The organism is Pantoea sp. Pa-EAmG, assembly GCF_030024295.1.
In the GTDB taxonomy this organism is placed as follows: domain Bacteria; phylum Pseudomonadota; class Gammaproteobacteria; order Enterobacterales; family Enterobacteriaceae; genus Pantoea; species Pantoea dispersa.
Genome location: NZ_JASEWO010000116.1, coordinates 1 through 15,221, shown reverse-complemented (window position 1 = coordinate 15,221; position 15,221 = coordinate 1). Strand labels below are relative to the sequence as shown.

General features: G+C 60.2%; 14 protein-coding genes. 5 read left to right on the top strand and 9 right to left on the bottom strand.

Going from position 1 to position 15,221, the window contains the following annotated elements; translation table 11 throughout:
• Positions 1-295 (top strand): hypothetical protein (locus QMM04_RS15300; protein ID WP_282996459.1); only part of this gene is annotated, 295 nt, incomplete at its 5' end.
• Positions 296-461: 166 nt separating this feature from the next.
• On the opposite strand, the gene QMM04_RS15295 is transcribed toward QMM04_RS15300, so the two are convergent.
• Positions 462-1,922 carry an AlkA N-terminal domain-containing protein gene (locus QMM04_RS15295; protein ID WP_282996460.1) on the bottom strand — a complete coding sequence of 487 codons (1,461 nt, stop codon included), beginning with the start codon at positions 1,920-1,922 and terminating at the stop codon, positions 462-464.
• 158 nt (positions 1,923-2,080) lie between these two features.
• On the opposite strand from QMM04_RS15295, the gene QMM04_RS15290 reads away from it, so the two are divergent.
• The 3 genes from QMM04_RS15290 to pnuC all read left to right on the top strand — a co-directional run bounded on the left by QMM04_RS15290 (position 2,081) and on the right by pnuC (position 4,529).
• Entirely contained in the window at positions 2,081-2,596 is a 516-nt protein-coding gene (locus tag QMM04_RS15290; RefSeq protein WP_021508524.1) for a methylated-DNA--[protein]-cysteine S-methyltransferase, read from the top strand.
• Positions 2,597-2,722: 126 nt separating this feature from the next.
• Positions 2,723-3,784, top strand: a complete 1,062-nt coding sequence (gene nadA, locus QMM04_RS15285) for a quinolinate synthase NadA (protein ID WP_282954269.1) — start codon at positions 2,723-2,725, stop codon at positions 3,782-3,784.
• A 25-nt stretch (positions 3,785-3,809) separates the two neighbouring features.
• Positions 3,810-4,529 carry a nicotinamide riboside transporter PnuC gene (pnuC, locus tag QMM04_RS15280; RefSeq protein WP_021508522.1) on the top strand — a complete coding sequence of 240 codons (720 nt, stop codon included), beginning with the start codon at positions 3,810-3,812 and terminating at the stop codon, positions 4,527-4,529.
• Here pnuC and zitB read toward each other — a convergent pair.
• The 4 genes from zitB to QMM04_RS15260 form a co-directional block, all read right to left on the bottom strand.
• On the bottom strand, positions 4,526-5,482 hold the full coding sequence (gene zitB / locus QMM04_RS15275; RefSeq protein ID WP_166709783.1) for a CDF family zinc transporter ZitB: 957 nt from the start codon (positions 5,480-5,482) through the stop codon (positions 4,526-4,528). The genes pnuC and zitB overlap by 4 nt on opposite strands.
• Positions 5,457-8,537: an ATP-binding protein gene (locus QMM04_RS15270; RefSeq protein ID WP_282996458.1), complete on the bottom strand. Its 3,081-nt coding sequence runs from the start codon at positions 8,535-8,537 to the stop codon at positions 5,457-5,459. Before QMM04_RS15270 ends, zitB begins: the two co-directional genes overlap by 26 nt.
• Positions 8,519-9,103 (bottom strand): response regulator transcription factor, encoded by a 585-nt coding sequence (locus QMM04_RS15265; RefSeq protein ID WP_021508519.1) that lies wholly within the window; start codon positions 9,101-9,103, stop codon positions 8,519-8,521. Before QMM04_RS15265 ends, QMM04_RS15270 begins: the two co-directional genes overlap by 19 nt.
• Before the next feature lie 103 nt (positions 9,104-9,206).
• Positions 9,207-9,563, bottom strand: a complete 357-nt coding sequence (locus tag QMM04_RS15260) for a YbgS-like family protein (protein ID WP_081049427.1) — start codon at positions 9,561-9,563, stop codon at positions 9,207-9,209.
• A 297-nt stretch (positions 9,564-9,860) separates the two neighbouring features.
• On the opposite strand from QMM04_RS15260, the gene aroG reads away from it, so the two are divergent.
• Positions 9,861-10,913 (top strand): 3-deoxy-7-phosphoheptulonate synthase AroG, encoded by a 1,053-nt coding sequence (gene aroG / locus QMM04_RS15255; protein ID WP_021508517.1) that lies wholly within the window; start codon positions 9,861-9,863, stop codon positions 10,911-10,913.
• Between the two features lie 62 nt (positions 10,914-10,975).
• On the opposite strand, the gene gpmA is transcribed toward aroG, so the two are convergent.
• From gpmA to galT, 4 genes are all read right to left on the bottom strand, one after another.
• The gene (gpmA, locus tag QMM04_RS15250) at positions 10,976-11,728 is read right to left on the bottom strand and encodes a 2,3-diphosphoglycerate-dependent phosphoglycerate mutase (RefSeq protein ID WP_010616013.1); all 753 of its coding nucleotides are present in this window, start codon (positions 11,726-11,728) and stop codon (positions 10,976-10,978) included.
• Between the two features lie 152 nt (positions 11,729-11,880).
• Positions 11,881-12,915: a galactose-1-epimerase gene (gene galM / locus QMM04_RS15245; RefSeq protein WP_058757860.1), complete on the bottom strand. Its 1,035-nt coding sequence runs from the start codon at positions 12,913-12,915 to the stop codon at positions 11,881-11,883.
• On the bottom strand, positions 12,909-14,057 hold the full coding sequence (galK, locus tag QMM04_RS15240) for a galactokinase (protein WP_058781271.1): 1,149 nt from the start codon (positions 14,055-14,057) through the stop codon (positions 12,909-12,911). The genes galM and galK overlap by 7 nt, the downstream gene beginning before the upstream one ends.
• Complete coding sequence (gene galT / locus QMM04_RS15235; protein ID WP_058769460.1) at positions 14,058-15,101, bottom strand: galactose-1-phosphate uridylyltransferase; 1,044 nt, start codon at positions 15,099-15,101, stop codon at positions 14,058-14,060.
• Positions 15,102-15,221: the final 120 nt, after the last annotated feature.

Below are 15,221 nucleotides of genomic sequence, written 5' to 3'. Positions count from 1 at the left end.
GCAGTTGACTTTTAATCAATTGGTCGCAGGTTCGAATCCTGCACGACCCACCAGTTATGTAGAAAGGCGCCCTAAAGGCGCCTTTTTGCTTTTTTACGAAGTTCGGTATGTTGCTTTGAGATCGTACTCAGGCCAGATAAGGCGGGGCGGATTGCAAAGGAACCTCACATCCCTGTGGATCGGCCTCGCCATCCATGGCTCGGACGCTTCGCTCCTCCGCACCCGCCTTTTCTGGCTGTCAGGCATTTCAGCTGCTTTAGTTTTGCAGCGCTTTCAGCAAGGCGCAGAGAGTTAACATGAAGCCGAAGGGTACGGAGCGGTGGAGTAAAGCTTCCGGCGCATGGATGCGCCGGCAGAGCCTACAGGGATGTATTTACGGCGACTTTACGCAACCGCTCCGTACCTTTTGGCTGAAAAGCACTATTACAGTTATTCTGGCAACCCCATCATGCCAAATCTCACTAGCGCTTTTCCGGCGTCAGACTCTTCCAGATATGCAGCACCGCGTAACTGCGCCATGGGCGCCACACCTGCGACATCTGCTCTGCGACCTTTGCGCTCACTCCACCGAGATTATTGCGGATCGCAATGTCCTCTTTCGGGAAGGCATCCGGCCAGCGCAGGGCGCGCATGGCGATATAACTCGCTGTCCACGGCCCGACACCCTTCAGCGCCAGCAACTGCTGCTGCACCACGTCCGGATTAACCGCGCCATTGAAGCGCAGCGCTCCAGAGGCGCAGGACTCGGCCAGTGCCTGGATCGCCTGCGCGCGGGCGCTCACAATGCCGAGGCTGGCGATATCATCCAGGGGGGCAGTAGCCAGTGATTCGGCCTCTGGCGGTAAGCGGGAGAGCGCAGGCCACGGTGTGGTGAGGGGCGCGCCAAAACGCTCCGCCACGCGACTGCTCAGCGTCGTCGCGGCTTTCACCGTCACCTGCTGGCCGAGGATGGCGCGGACCGCCAGCTCGAAGCCGTCAAACGCACCAGGAACGCGCAAACCCGGATAGTGTGCCAGACTCGCAGCTAATAGCGGATCCTGGCTGAGCTGCTCGCTGATGCGCTGTGGCTGGGCATCCAGATCAAACAGATCGCGCAAGCGGCGCAGCAGGGCAGGCAGCACCGGCGTCAGCGTGGTGGTAAATTGCACCTTCAGCGCCTGCTTTTCCGGCAAATGGCTAATGCGCACCCAGCCACGACACTGACCGAGCGCCACAGTACGATGATAAACGCCCTCGCTGACCCACTCGACTTGCTTCATCACGCGCTGTTGCAGGAAATCGAGGATGGCGTCCCAGTCATAAGGAGGCCGGTAGCTGAGGCGCAGTTCGGCGCTCTCCTGCTCACCATTCAGGGCTTCCGTCTGAATCTGCTTACGCAGACGCGAAGGCGTCATGCGATAGCGCGCCTGAAACACGTCGTTAAAACGGCGCAGGCTGCGAAAACCGCTGGCATAGGCAATTTCGGTCACCGGCAATGCGGTTTCAGTCAGTAGCTGCTTCGCCAGCAGCATGCGCCGGGTTTGCCGCAGTTCAAGCGGCGACACGCCCAGCTCCTGCTGAATCACCCGTCTTAGCTGGCGTTCACTCAGGTCAAACTCGCTGGCGATCTCAGCCAGTGTCTCCTGTTCTTCCAGTAAGCCTTCTTCGATACGGCGTATCAGCCGGTCGGCGATGCGATGATGGCTATCGACCGGCGCCGAACCAGGTGCCAGCTCGGGACGACAGCGCAGGCAGGGGCGAAAGTGCGCCTTTTCAGCCGCTTCGGCACTGGTGAAAAACAGGCAGTTCTTCTGCATCGGCGCTTTCACCGGACAGATCGGACGGCAGTAAATACCGGTGGAGGTCACGCCGACAAAAAACACCCCGTCGAAACGGCTGTCGCGCGCCGTCAGCGCCTGATAGGCAATTTCAGGATCAAACATCATCGTCTCCGGCAAATAAACACCATCGTCGCGCAGGTGCGGATGGAAAACTGGCTGCTTTCGGACAGCTAACCAGTTTATGCTCATGGCCGAAAACAGCCAGTTTCGCCGCGCAAAAGTGCGATAATCATCCGCATAGCCCACGCCGGAGGTGCAACATGTATCACGCTAAAATCATTACCACGCCCGTCGGAGAACTGACGCTCATTGCCACGGATCGCGGTCTGTCAGCCATTTTATGGGAAAACGAAGGCGCGCAGCGCGTGCCGCTGAAACCGATCGCGCGTAACGACCAGCATCCGATTCTCTGTGAGGCCGAGCGCCAGCTGCGCCAGTACTTTGCCGGCGAGCGTCAGCAGTTTGACATGCCTTACGACACCGTTGGCACTGCGTTTCAGAAAAAGGTCTGGCAGGCGCTGCTCACCATTCCGTTTGGTGAAACCCGCAGCTATCTGCAAATCGCGGAGCAGATTGGCAATCCGAAAGCGGTACGTGCCGTCGGGGCTGCCAACGGTAAAAATCCGTTGTCGATCATGGCGCCCTGTCATCGGGTTATCGGCAGCAACGGTAAGCTCACCGGCTTCGCTGGCGGCCTGGCGGTAAAAGCGTTTCTGCTTGAGCTGGAGAGCCCACAACAGGCGCAGGCCGGCGCGCAGCTGGTACTTCCCGCATAAAAATCACACGACAGGCTCGGTGTAATCCGCTATTGTGTTTAGCATATAAAACACGATGGCGGATTTAATGCCGCATCATCGTCCTGATGGGCGATTTTGTTAAATCGATAAAACGAGAGCCGTGTCATGAGTGCAATGTTTGATGCTGAAAGCGCCATTTATCCCTTCCCGCCGAAACCGGCGCGCCTCAGCCCGCAGGAAAAAGCCGGTTACATCGAAGAAATTAAACGCCTGCTCAAAGCACGCGATGCGGTGATGGTGGCGCATTACTACACCGATCCGGAAATCCAGGCGCTGGCCGAAGAGACCGGCGGCTGCGTGGCGGATTCCCTTGAGATGGCGCGCTTTGGCAGCCAGCATCCGGCGCAAACGCTGCTGGTGGCCGGCGTGCGTTTCATGGGCGAAACCGCCAAAATCCTTAGCCCGGAAAAAACCGTGCTGATGCCCACGCTGCAGGCGGAGTGCTCGCTTGACCTCGGTTGCCCGATTGACGAATTTAACCGCTTCTGCGATGCGCATCCGGATCGGACCGTGGTGGTGTATGCCAACACGTCGGCAGCGGTAAAAGCACGTGCCGATTGGGTGGTGACGTCCAGCATTGCGGTTGAGCTGATTGAATATCTCGACAGTCGCGGTGAAAAAATCATCTGGGCACCGGACCGCCATCTGGGCCGCTACGTTACGCAGCAAACCGGCGCTGATGTGCTGTGCTGGCAGGGGGCCTGCATCGTGCATGATGAGTTCAAAACCCAGGCGTTGCAGCGCATGAAAGCGCTCTATCCTGACGCGGCGGTGCTGGTGCACCCGGAGTCACCACAGGCGATTGTCGACCTGGCCGATGCGGTCGGTTCCACCAGCCAGTTGATTCAGGCCGCCAAAACGCTGCCGCATCCGCAGATGATTGTGGCGACCGACCGCGGCATCTTTTACAAAATGCAGCAGGCGGTACCGGACAAAGAGTTACTGGAAGCGCCTACCGCAGGTGAAGGGGCGACCTGCCGCAGCTGCGCGCACTGCCCGTGGATGGCGATGAATGGCCTGCAGGCTATCGCTGAAGGGCTGGCACACGGCGGCGCGCAGCATGAAATTCACGTCGATGCGGCGCTGCGTCAGGCGGCGTTACTGCCGCTCAACCGCATGCTAGACTTTGCAGCACAACTCAAACTTACGCTGAAAGGGAACGCCTGAGGCGGTTTTCATACAGGTGCAGATGATGGACTTCTTTAGCACACACAATATTCTGGTTCACATTCCGATTGGCGTCGGCGGCTACGATCTGTCATGGATTGAGGCGATCGGTACGCTGGCCGGCCTGCTGTGTATCTGGCTCGCCAGCCAGGAAAAAATTATCAACTACCTGTTTGGTCTGATTAACGTCACGCTGTTTGCGGTGATTTTCTTTCAGATTCAGCTGTATGCCAGCCTGCTGCTGCAGCTGTTCTTCTTTGTTGCCAACGTGTACGGCTGGTACGCGTGGAGCCGGCAGACCAGCAGCCATGAAGCGGCGCTGAAAATCCGCTGGCTGCCGCTGCCGAAAGCCATCGGCTGGGGCGCCGCCTGCGTGATCGCCATTGCGCTGATGACGCGCTATATCGACCCGGTATTCGCTTTCCTCACGCGCACCGCGGTGGGTCTGATGCAGTCGCTCGGCCTTAACGTGGTGATGCCGCAACTGCAGCCGGATGCCTTCCCGTTCTGGGATTCCTGCATGATGGTGCTGTCGATTGTGGCGATGATCCTGATGACGCGCAAATACGTCGAGAACTGGCTGCTGTGGGTGGTGATCAACGTTATCAGCGTGATGATCTTTGCGCGTCAGGGCGTGTATGCCATGGCGCTGGAGTACGCCATTCTGACGCTGATCGCGCTGAACGGCACGCGCCTGTGGATGCAGAGCGCACGGGAACAGGGTTCGCGCGCGCTGTCCCATTAGTGGTGATGATGCGCGTGGCCTTCCAGCGCTGCGTGCTCGTGCTGCGAGCCGCTCTCCTCGCATAACTCGCAGTCCGGGCCGACGCAGGGCTGATACTCCATCTGCACCGTGGCATGGGCAATCTGATAATGCTGGTGCAGATACTGATGAATGCGTCGCAGCAGGCCGTCGTGATCGTACGGCGGAATCACCTGTACGTGCAGCGTCAGCACCGGCTTTTCGCCCACCTGCCACACATGCACATGATGCACATTGCGCACTTCATCAATGTGACGCGTCAGCGCCCGCGCCAGCTTATCCACGTCGATATGCGTCGGTGCGCCTTCCAGCAGCTCGTGCAGGCTCTCGCGCAGCAGCGCCCAGCCGCTGCGCACCACCAGCAACGCCACCAGCAGCGACAGAATCGGATCGATCGGCGTCCAGCCGGTCAGCATGATGATCACTGCCGCCACGATCGCGCCCACCGAACCCAGCAGATCGCCCAGCACGTGCAGCGCGGCGGCACGCACGTTGAGATTCTTCTCTTCGCTGCCGCGGTGCAGCAGCCAGAACGACAGCAGATTCGCCAGCAGGCCGGCAATGGCGATGCCGAGCATCAGGCCGCCTTCAATCGGCTCGGGCTGGTAAAAACGGCGCAGTGCTTCCCAGACGATCAGGACGGTAATCACCAGCAGCGCGATGGCGTTCACAAACGCTGCCAGCGTGGTAAGACGCAGCAAGCCAAAGGTGTGACGCGCATTCGGTTTGCGCCGGGCGAACTGCACGGCCAGCAGCGCCATCAGCAGCGCGGCAGCGTCGGTCAGCATATGTCCGGCATCGGCCAGCAGCGCCAGCGAGCCGGACACCAGCCCGCCGATGACCTCGGCAACCATAAACAGCGCGGTGACGCCAAACGCGGCGGCGAGACGCGTGCGGTTGCCGCCGTGCTCACTGTGAGAATGAGTGTGTGCCATAACGTTCCAGTTGGTTAAGTAGCCTGTTCGTTAATGATATCAGTAAATTGAGATTATCAGGGTCAGGCTGATGCTGTTTTGCCGCGTCGGCCAGCTGCTGACAGCGAGCGGCCACGTCGTCAATGCCGAGCATCAGCCAGCTGCCTTTCAGGCGGTGCGCCGCGCGCGCCAGCTGGGGCCAGTCTGCGGCCGCGCTCGCCTGCAGCAGCGCATCACGATCCTGCTGCAGCGTACGCTGCAGGGTGTGGCAAATACGCGGGATGAAAGCCGGATTGTGCTGCGCCAGAATCTGCAGGCTGTCCGGCAGCACCTGCAACGGATCGCGCACCGCCTGCGCCAGCAGCGGGGCAATATCCCGCAGAGTCACCGGCTTGACCAGCTGCGCTTCGTGCGCCTGCAGCGGCAATTTCAGCAGCTGTACGTCGGCGGAGCACAGTATGCGCAGCGCAGGCTGCACGCGCTGGCGCTGACGACGGCGCAGGATGCGCAGCAGCGTCAGGCCATCCGGGCGTGGCATCATCTGGTCGATAAACAGCACATCAAACGGCTGCTGCGCATCGGCCCGCAGCAGTTCGCGGCCATCCTCAAATACCGCCGCAGCAATGCCAAAGCTCGCCAGCTGCTGCTGCATCACCAGCAGATTGGTCGGGTGATCGTCGACAATCGCCACGCGCAGCTGCGGATAGTGCGGCCAGTGCGTGGCGTCATCCGCCGCCGACGCCGCACAGGGTTCCAGCGGCAGGCGCACGCTCACCGTGGTGCCCTGCTGCGGTGCGGAGTGCAGCGACAGCGTGCCGCCCATGCGCTGTACAATCTCGCGACAGATAAACAGCCCGAGGCCGCTGCCCTGCACCGCATGGCGCTTGCCCGACGGCGCCTGATACCACGGTTCAAACAGCTGCGCCTGCTCGCTGAGCGGAATGCCGCTGCCGCTGTCGCTCACCGTCAGCGCGATATCCCCGGTGACCGCCAGCGTCAGGCGGATTTCGCCGTGGCGGGTAAATTTCAGCGCATTGGCCACCAGATTGTTTACCACCTGCTGCAGGCGATCGCTGTCGAGCATCACGCTGGCCGGCAGCGGGGTCAGCGCCGCCACGTGCAGCTGTGGCCCGCCATCGCGCATCAGCGGGTGATAAAACTGCTGTTGCTGCTGTAGCCATAGCGTGAGATCGAGCGGGCGCGGCGTCAGGCGGAAGCTGTGATTCTCGATGCGCGCATGATCCTGCAGGTCGTTCAGCAGCGTCATCAGCGACCGGGCGCTGCTGTGCATTAAATCGAGCCGCGCGCTCGGATGCTGCTGCTGCTCCAGCTCCAGCAGACCCAGAATCGCCTGCATCGGCGTGCGCAGCTCGTGGCTGGCGGTGGCGAGAAACTGGCTTTTAGCGGCGTTGGCACGCTCCGCCTGCTCGCGCTGTAACCGCTCACGCCGCTGCTGCAGATAACGGCGCAGCAGCAATACCAGCAACAACAGGATGATCACGGCGGCCGCAATCAAAATCAGCAGCGGCACATTGCGCATCGTCATGGTGGTGCCGGGCTGCGGCGGCTGCGACCAGCTGACGCGCATCTGGTTCAGCGTATCTGCCGGAATCTGCTGCAGCGCATGGTCGAGCAGGGCGCTCAGCTGTGGCTGCTGTGCGCTCACCTGCGGCGCCAGCGGCCAGGCGATATCGCTGGCCACAAACGCGAGATGCACGCGGTTGCCCTCATGGCTGGCCATGCGCCAGCGCGCCGACAGCACGTTATCCACCACTGCATCAATCTGGCCAGTGTTGAGGGCCTGCCACAGCTGGGCGCGATCGTCGAACAGCTGGGGCGCGATCTCAGCCGGAAGCAGACGCTGCGCCAGATCGCCCCGCAGCACGCCGACGCGCTGAGCGTGCAGCGCGGACCAGCCCATCGGCTGCCTGTCGGACAGCGTGTAAATGCCCCAGATGGCGCGCCACACTGGCAGCGCGGTGCGGTTAGCATCGTCCCCGTACAGTGGCTGTAACAGGTTGAGCATCACCTGCTGCTGCTGTAACAGACTGGCGGCCTGCTGCGGATTATTAACCCAGCGCGGCGTGAAACGCAGGCCGGTGCTCTGGCTCAGCGCGTTAAGCAGGTCAATACCGAAGCCGCGCGCGTTGCCGCTGGCATCGCGATAGCTCCATGGTGCGTTATCGCTCTCGGCGGCATAAGGGATGGCATCCTGCTGCGCCAGCCACTGTTTCTCTTCGCCCGTCAGCATCAGGGTCTGCGTATCCTGATAGCGCAGCAGCGGCGGACTCCAGCGCTGCTGCACGCGATTGCTGAACTCCGCTGGCAGCAAACGCAGCTGGCGGTTGAGCCAGGCAATCAGCGCCGGATCGCGCGTCAGCGCGCGCAGCGACAGCTCGCCGGCACCGGGATCGGCGGTGATTTGATAAATCTGTCCCTGCTGCAGCTGGCTGAGCAGAAAACCGGCGCTGGCTTCATCGGCCACCAGATAGTCACTCTGCTGGTTCAGCAGCGCATATAGCGCCTGTAAATTGCCGGGCAGCGTTTGCCAGCGGTGGCGATGTGCAAAGGTTTGCGGCAGCTGCGCCAGCGTGTCGGCGGCGATGGTCAGCTGAGCGTTATCACTGTTGAACATCACTGCGCGCTGGTTGTCGCGATTGCGGTAGATGCGCATCGGGCTGGTGAACCAGCTCTCGCTGGTCAGTACGTCGGCGGGCAGATCGCGCTGGCGGGTGCTCAGCACCATATCCACGTCGCCGCGCTGCAGCGCCGCCAGCTGGGCGGCAAAGTCAGGGTATCCGTGCAGGCTGAATGTGCTGCCGCTCAGCTGGCTGAGGGCGCTGAGATAATCGGCATCAATGCCCCAGATGCGATCGCCAATGCGCATCGCCCAGGGCGCGCTGTTTTGCGCCGGCACCGCCACGCGCAGCACCGGTCCTGGCCACGGCTCGGCGTGCGGCGCGGGCATCATGGCGGGCAGCATCACGCTGCTGGCGGGCTGCAATCCGGCGCGCGCCAGCAGACTGAAAAACAGCGCGAACAGCAGCAGCCAGCGTGTCACTGCTGCGCTTTCCACAGTTCTGCCAGCTCGACTACCGACTGCACACCGGTCTTCTCAAGGATATTTTTTTTGTGGGTGCTGACGGTTTTATTGCTGATGTGCAGCTGTTCGCCAATCTGAATATTCGACAGCCCGCGCACCAGCAGCGCGACAATCTGCTGCTCTTTCTCGGTGAGCGGTAGCGCAATGCGCTCCGGCAGCGGCGGAAACGCCTGCTGGCCGCCCAGCACCGCCAGAATCGCGCTCAGCAACTGCGCCATGCTTTGACTCTTCACCACATAGCCGGCCGCCCCGAGCGAGGCGGCGCTGAGCAGCGTGTGGCGGCTCTGCTGGGCCGAGTAAATCAGCACCGGACACTGCGGATGGCGCGCGCGCAGACGGCGCAACAGCTCCAGACCATCGCTATCCGGCAGGCCGATATCCAGCACAATCAGGTCAATATGATGCTGTTGCAGCAGCTGGCGCGCCTGGGCTTCGTCACCGGCGGCGTAAAGCTGTAATGGAATAGGGGCGTTGAGGCAGGCCGCTTCCAGCGCGACTTCAACTAAAGGGTGATCATCGATAAGCAGCAGCGCGGCCATGAAACAGTTCCTGTGAATTTCATAGCGTTAGCATAGCGGAAATAGGGCAGGGGAAAAACAACAGGGCGAGCCTAAGCTCGCCCTGCATCACGATCCGCGTGGCTTACTGCGTGGTGCCGTCAGTTTTATGTTTAACGTGACCACCGCCTTCCTTAGTTTCAACTTTCTTGTTCATATCCGGGCAGCGACCATCTTTACACATGGTATTTTTGTGTTCCTGGCTGGCCGACATATTGCCAGAGGTGGTACCAGAAGTCGCGGCACCGTTGGTGTTCATGCTGCCATTATTAATGTTGCTATTGTCGACATTATTTGGCGGCAGATTCTCTTTCGCGCCGCCCGCGGCTGCGCCGGCTTCTGCTGACGCATTCGCCTGGCCGTTGTTGTTATCCGCAGCCAGTGCTGCGCCGCTGCCCAAAGTCATCGCTGCCGTCAGAAAAATCAATGCAAACTTATTCATCATTATGCTCCTGTAATAAATGGATAGTTGCCGCGTGACACCCGCTGGTGCTGTTTGACGAAAAAAGCGTGCCGCGACGGAATTTAATTCCGTCATGAGTGTTCGGCATGAATATAAATAGCGAAAGCACCTCATTCCTCAGTGCTTACGTTTAAAAAGCTTAGTTCAGAAACGAATAAATGCAAATCTGAGCGAGCCATTTGCACACAGGACATAATTTACACCTGGTGCCTGAAGGGATACATTGGACGGGTTGCGCCCGGCGTACGCAGGGCCAGAAATTTGAATGGAATAAGTATGGATTACCAGAACGACGATTTACGCATCAGAGAGATCAAAGAGTTACTGCCCCCTGTTGCGCTGCTGGAAAAATTCCCCGCCACCGATAACGCTGCTCAAACCGTTGCCCAGGCCCGCCAGGCCATTCACCGCATTCTGCACGGTGAAGATGACCGCCTGCTGGTAGTGATTGGGCCATGCTCCATCCACGATACGCAGGCAGCCAAAGAGTATGCCGCTCGCCTGCTGACGTTGCGCGAGGAGCTGAAGGGTGAGCTGGAAGTGGTGATGCGCGTGTACTTTGAAAAACCGCGTACCACGGTGGGCTGGAAAGGGCTGATCAACGATCCTTACATGGACGGTAGCTTCCAGATTAACGACGGCCTGCGCCTGGCGCGTAAGCTGCTGGTGGATATCAACGACACCGGACTGCCGGCTGCCGGTGAGTTCCTCGACATGATCACACCGCAATACATGGCGGATTTGATGAGCTGGGGCGCCATTGGTGCGCGCACCACCGAATCGCAGGTGCACCGCGAGCTCTCCTCCGGGCTCTCCTGTCCGGTCGGCTTCAAAAACGGCACTGACGGCACCATCAAAGTAGCCATCGATGCCATCGGCGCTGCCAGCGCGCCGCACTGTTTCCTGTCGGTCACCAAATATGGTCATTCGGCGATTGTCGAAACCAGCGGTAATGAAGATTGCCACATCATTCTGCGTGGCGGCAAAGAGCCGAACTACAGTGCGGAACACGTTGCGGCGGTGAAAACCGGGCTGGAAAAAGCGGGCCTGCGTCCACAGGTGATGATCGACTTCAGCCATGCCAACAGCAGCAAGCAGTTCCAGCGTCAGATGGTGGTGGCCGCAGACGTGGCGCAGCAGATTGCCGGCGGCGAGCAGGCGATTACAGGCGTGATGATTGAGAGCCACCTGGTGGAAGGCAACCAGAGCCTCGACAGCGGCAAACCGCTGGTGTACGGCCAGAGCGTCACCGACGCCTGTATTGGCTGGGACGATACGGAAAAAGCGCTGCGTCAGCTGGCGCAGGCGATCAAAACCCGTCGCGGCTAACGGCAGCGCACGGCATAAAAAAGGCCAGACTCGCGTCTGGCCTTTTGCGTTTCAGCGTGAACTTACTTCGCTTTACCCTGGTTAGCAACGGCGGCGGCTTTCGCTGCGATCTCGTCGGCATCACCCAGATAGTAATGTTTGATTGGCTTGAAGTTCTCGTCGAACTCATACACCAGCGGTACGCCGGTTGGGATGTTCAGTTCGAGGATCTCATCTTCGCTCATGTTATCGAGGTATTTCACCAGCGCGCGCAGTGAGTTACCGTGCGCGGCAACGATCACTTTCTCACCGCTCTTGATGCGCGGCAGAATGCTTTCGTTCCAGAATGGGATCACGCGATCGATGGTCAGTGCCAGGCTTTCGGTGGTCGGCAGTTGCGCGTCGGTCAGGGATTTGTAGCGCGGGTCGTGGCCCGGGAAACGCTCGTCGTTACGATCCAGCTCTGGCGGCGTAACGGCGAAGCCGCGGCGCCACTGTTTCACCTGATCGTCGCCGTATTTGGCGGCGGTTTCCGCTTTGTCCAGACCCTGCAGCGCACCGTAGTGACGCTCGTTCAGACGCCAGGTTTTCTCGACCGGCAGCCAGGCCTGATCCAGCTCATCCAGCACGTTCCACAGAGTGTGGATAGCACGCTTCAGCACTGAGGTGTAGGCAAAATCAAACACGAAACCTTCTTTTTTCAGCAGCTGACCGGCTGCTTTGGCTTCGGTGCGACCCTTGTCGGACAGATCCACGTCGTACCATCCGGTGAAGCGGTTTTCCTGATTCCACTGGCTTTCGCCGTGGCGCACCAGAACCAGCTTAGTTACGGCCATAGCTTTACTCCTTAATGCTTAATGTTTCGATGATGATAGAAACCGGCTGCGGCCGCTGATTTCAGCGGCACACTGATAGCGCCATACCATAGCGGAAAACAGCGCACGGCGTAAGCCTGTCGGCACCGCAGTGCGCGTTTTTCAACCGGCGCTTAGTGCGGGGTGAAGCGATAACGCGTCACGGAGTGCCATGTGTCGCCGGGCTGCAGCCAGCAATCAGGCTGCGGCCACTCGCTATGGTTGGGCGAATCCGGTAAAAACTCACTCTCCAGAGCGATGCCCTGGAAAGCAGTATAGCTGCCCTGTTCACGGGCGCGCGTTCCCTCCAGATAGTTGCCGGAGTAGAACTGCAGCGCCGGCGCGGCGGTGAACACGCTCACGCTAAGTTTGTCGTCCGCTGACCACAGCTGCGCAGCAGGCTGGCTGCTGTCACCGGCGGTGGTGAGCAGAAACGCGTGATCGTAACCTTTCACCGCGCGCTGATCGTCATCGGCCAGGAACTCATCCGCCACGCGTTTCGGCTGGCGGAAATCAAAGCTGGTACCGTCTACCGCTTTCAGCGGCGCATTGGGAATGCCTGCGCTGTCCACCGGCAGATAACGATCGGCCTGCAGTTGTAAGCGATGCTGGCGCGCGTCGCCATGATGCGCATCAAGGTTGAAGTAAGCATGGTTGGTCAGGTTGACCGGACAGGCCTGATCGGTCTGCGCTTCATAGCGAATCGACAGGCAGTTATCGTCATCGAGCTGGTAAATTACATCGGCAATCAGATTGCCGGGGTAGCCCTGGTCGCCGTCCGGCGAATCAAGACGATAGTGCACTTCGCTGTCACTCTGGCTGAGAATCTGCCAGCGGCGCTTGTCGAAACCCTGCGGCCCGCCGTGCAGCTGGTGCGGACCCTGATTGGCCGCCAGCAGCCGGTTAAGCGGCTTCAGCTCAGCGAAGGCGATGCGGTTCGCGTAACGCCCGATGGTGGCACCGAGATAAGCATCCTGATGCAGATAGTCGGACGGCGTGGCGCAGCCGAGCAGCGCTTCGCGCACGCTGCCGTCCTGCATCGGCACGCGCGCCGACAGCCAGGTGGCGCCCCAGTCCATAAAGGTGGCGACCATGCCGTTGCGGTTGCGCAGCACGGTGATGCGCCACGGCTGGCCGTCCGGCGCATGAGAGTTGACGTCGCTTACCATTGGCCGGCTCCTGCTGAGGCTTTGCACACGTAAAAGGTCTCTTTGATGCCGGTCTGCGCTTCGTACTGCTGCGCCACCGCCGCTTTCACCTGATCGACCAGATCGGTTGGCATCAGGGCGACAATACAGCCGCCGAAGCCGCCGCCGGTCATACGCACGCCGCCGCGCGGGCCGATTTCCGCTTTAACAATCTCCACCAGCTGATCGATGGGCGGCACGGTGATCTCAAAATCGTCGCGCATTGAGGCGTGCGAGGCGGCCATCAGCTCACCCATGCGTTGCAGATCGCCGCTGCTCAGCGCGTCCGCCGCTTCCAGCGTCCGGGCATTTTCGGTGATCACGTGACGCACGCGTTTGGCCACCAGCGGATCGAGCTGCTGTTCTGCCGCCGCAAACTCCTCCAGCGTCACGTCGCGCAGCGCCTTTTTGTTGAAGAAGCGCGCACCGGTTTCGCATTGCTCGCGGCGGGTATTGTATTCGCTGCCCACCAGATTACGACGGAAGTTCGAGTTGATGATCACCACCGCGACATCCTCCGGCATGGATACGGCGCGCGTACCCAGCGTGCGGCAGTCCAGCAGCATGGCGTGATCCTGCTGGCCGAGCGCTGAAATCAGCTGATCCATGATGCCGCAGTTGCAGCCAACAAACTGGTTTTCCGCTTCCTGCCCGTTAACGGCAATCGCTGCGCCGTCGAGCTTCAGCTGATAGAGCTGCTGGAACACGGTGCCCACCGCCACTTCCAGCGAGGCGGACGAGCTGAGACCGGCACCCTGCGGCACGTTGCCGCTGATCACCATATCCACGCCGCCAAAGCTGGCGTCGCGCTGCTGCAGATGTTTCACCACGCCGCGCACGTAATTGGCCCACATCGGTTCGCTGAGCGGCTCAATCGGCGCATCCAGCGAGAAGCTATCCTGCTGATTGTCGTAATCCACCGCCACCACGCGCACCTGGCGATCGTCGCGGCGGGCGCAGGCAATCACGGTCTGATAGTCAATGGCGCAGGGCAGCACGAAGCCGTCGTTGTAATCGGTATGCTCGCCGATCAGGTTCACCCGGCCCGGTGCCTGAATGCTGTGGCTCGGCGCGTAGCCGAAGGTGTCAGCGAAAACCTGTTGAGTGATCGATTTTAAAGACATTTATTGTTCCTCGCGGAAATGGATAGCGCTGACAGAGCGCAGACGTTCTGCTGCCTGTTCCGCCGTTAAATCACGTTGGGTCTCGGCCAGCATCTCGTAGCCAACCATAAATTTTCGTACCGTCGCGGAGCGCAGCAGCGGGGGATAGAAGTGCGCGTGCAGCTGCCAGTGATCGTTGGCTTCGCCGTTAAACGGCGCGCCGTGCCAGCCCATCGAATAGGGGAACGAGCACTGGAACAGATTGTCGTAACGGCTGGTGAGCTGCTTGAGCGCCAGCGCCAGATCGGTGCGCTGCGCCTCGTTAAGATCGGTAATACGTTTCACGTGCGTTTTAGGCAGCAGCAGGGTTTCAAACGGCCAGGCCGCCCACCACGGCACCACCGCCAGCCAGTGTTCGGTTTCGACCACGGTACGGCTGCCGTCCTGCAGTTCGCGCGCTACGTAATCCACCAGCAGCGGCGTACCTTTATCAGCAAAGTAGCGGCGCTGGTTGTCATCCTCTTTTTGCGCTTCATTCGGCAGAAAACTGTTGGCCCACACCTGACCGTGCGGATGCGGATTCGAGCAGCCCATGGCTGCGCCTTTGTTCTCAAATACCTGCACCCACGGATAGTGCTGGCCGAGTTCGGCGGTCTGCTCCTGCCAGGTGCGCACGATATCCTGCAGGTTGTGCAGCGGCAGTTCGGGCAGGGTTTTGCTGTGATCCGGTGAGAAGCAGATCACCCGGCTGGTACCGCGCGCGCCTTCACAGCGCATCAGCACATCATCGCTCTGCGGCGCATCCGGCGTATCGGTCATCAGCGCGGCGAAGTCATTGGTGAACACGTAAGTGCTTTTGTAATCGGGATTTTTGTCGCCGGTGATACGGGTATTACCGGCGCACAGGAAGCAGTCCGGATCGTGTGCGGGCAGTTGCTCCAGCGCCGGCGTCTCCTGCGCACCCTGCCAAGGACGTTTGGCGCGATGCGGTGACACCAGCACCCATTGATCGATCAACGGGTTATAGCGGCGATGCGGATGATCGACCGGGTTAAATTTTTGCATAACAAGTCCTGGTAATCGGCAAACAGAAGAAAATCACTGCCTTCAACGTAGCATAACGGTGGCGCTGAAAGCGTGATCCAGTCTGGATAAATGGTATCGTTTACACAAGGTGACGATTCT

Bases quoted from the DNA above. Each gene is read 5' to 3' on its own strand.
- QMM04_RS15295 (WP_282996460.1), bottom strand. From the start codon at position 1,922: ATGTTTGATCCTGAAATTGCCTATCAGGCGCTGACGGCGCGCGACAGC.
- QMM04_RS15290 (WP_021508524.1), top strand. From the start codon at position 2,081: ATGTATCACGCTAAAATCATTACCACGCCCGTCGGAGAACTGACGCTC.
- nadA (WP_282954269.1), top strand. From the start codon at position 2,723: ATGAGTGCAATGTTTGATGCTGAAAGCGCCATTTATCCCTTCCCGCCG.
- pnuC (WP_021508522.1), top strand. From the start codon at position 3,810: ATGGACTTCTTTAGCACACACAATATTCTGGTTCACATTCCGATTGGC.
- zitB (WP_166709783.1), bottom strand. From the start codon at position 5,482: ATGGCACACACTCATTCTCACAGTGAGCACGGCGGCAACCGCACGCGT.
- QMM04_RS15265 (WP_021508519.1), bottom strand. From the start codon at position 9,103: ATGGCCGCGCTGCTGCTTATCGATGATCACCCTTTAGTTGAAGTCGCG.
- QMM04_RS15260 (WP_081049427.1), bottom strand. From the start codon at position 9,563: ATGAATAAGTTTGCATTGATTTTTCTGACGGCAGCGATGACTTTGGGC.
- aroG (WP_021508517.1), top strand. From the start codon at position 9,861: ATGGATTACCAGAACGACGATTTACGCATCAGAGAGATCAAAGAGTTA.
- gpmA (WP_010616013.1), bottom strand. From the start codon at position 11,728: ATGGCCGTAACTAAGCTGGTTCTGGTGCGCCACGGCGAAAGCCAGTGG.
- galM (WP_058757860.1), bottom strand. From the start codon at position 12,915: ATGGTAAGCGACGTCAACTCTCATGCGCCGGACGGCCAGCCGTGGCGC.
- galK (WP_058781271.1), bottom strand. From the start codon at position 14,057: ATGTCTTTAAAATCGATCACTCAACAGGTTTTCGCTGACACCTTCGGC.
- galT (WP_058769460.1), bottom strand. From the start codon at position 15,101: ATGCAAAAATTTAACCCGGTCGATCATCCGCATCGCCGCTATAACCCG.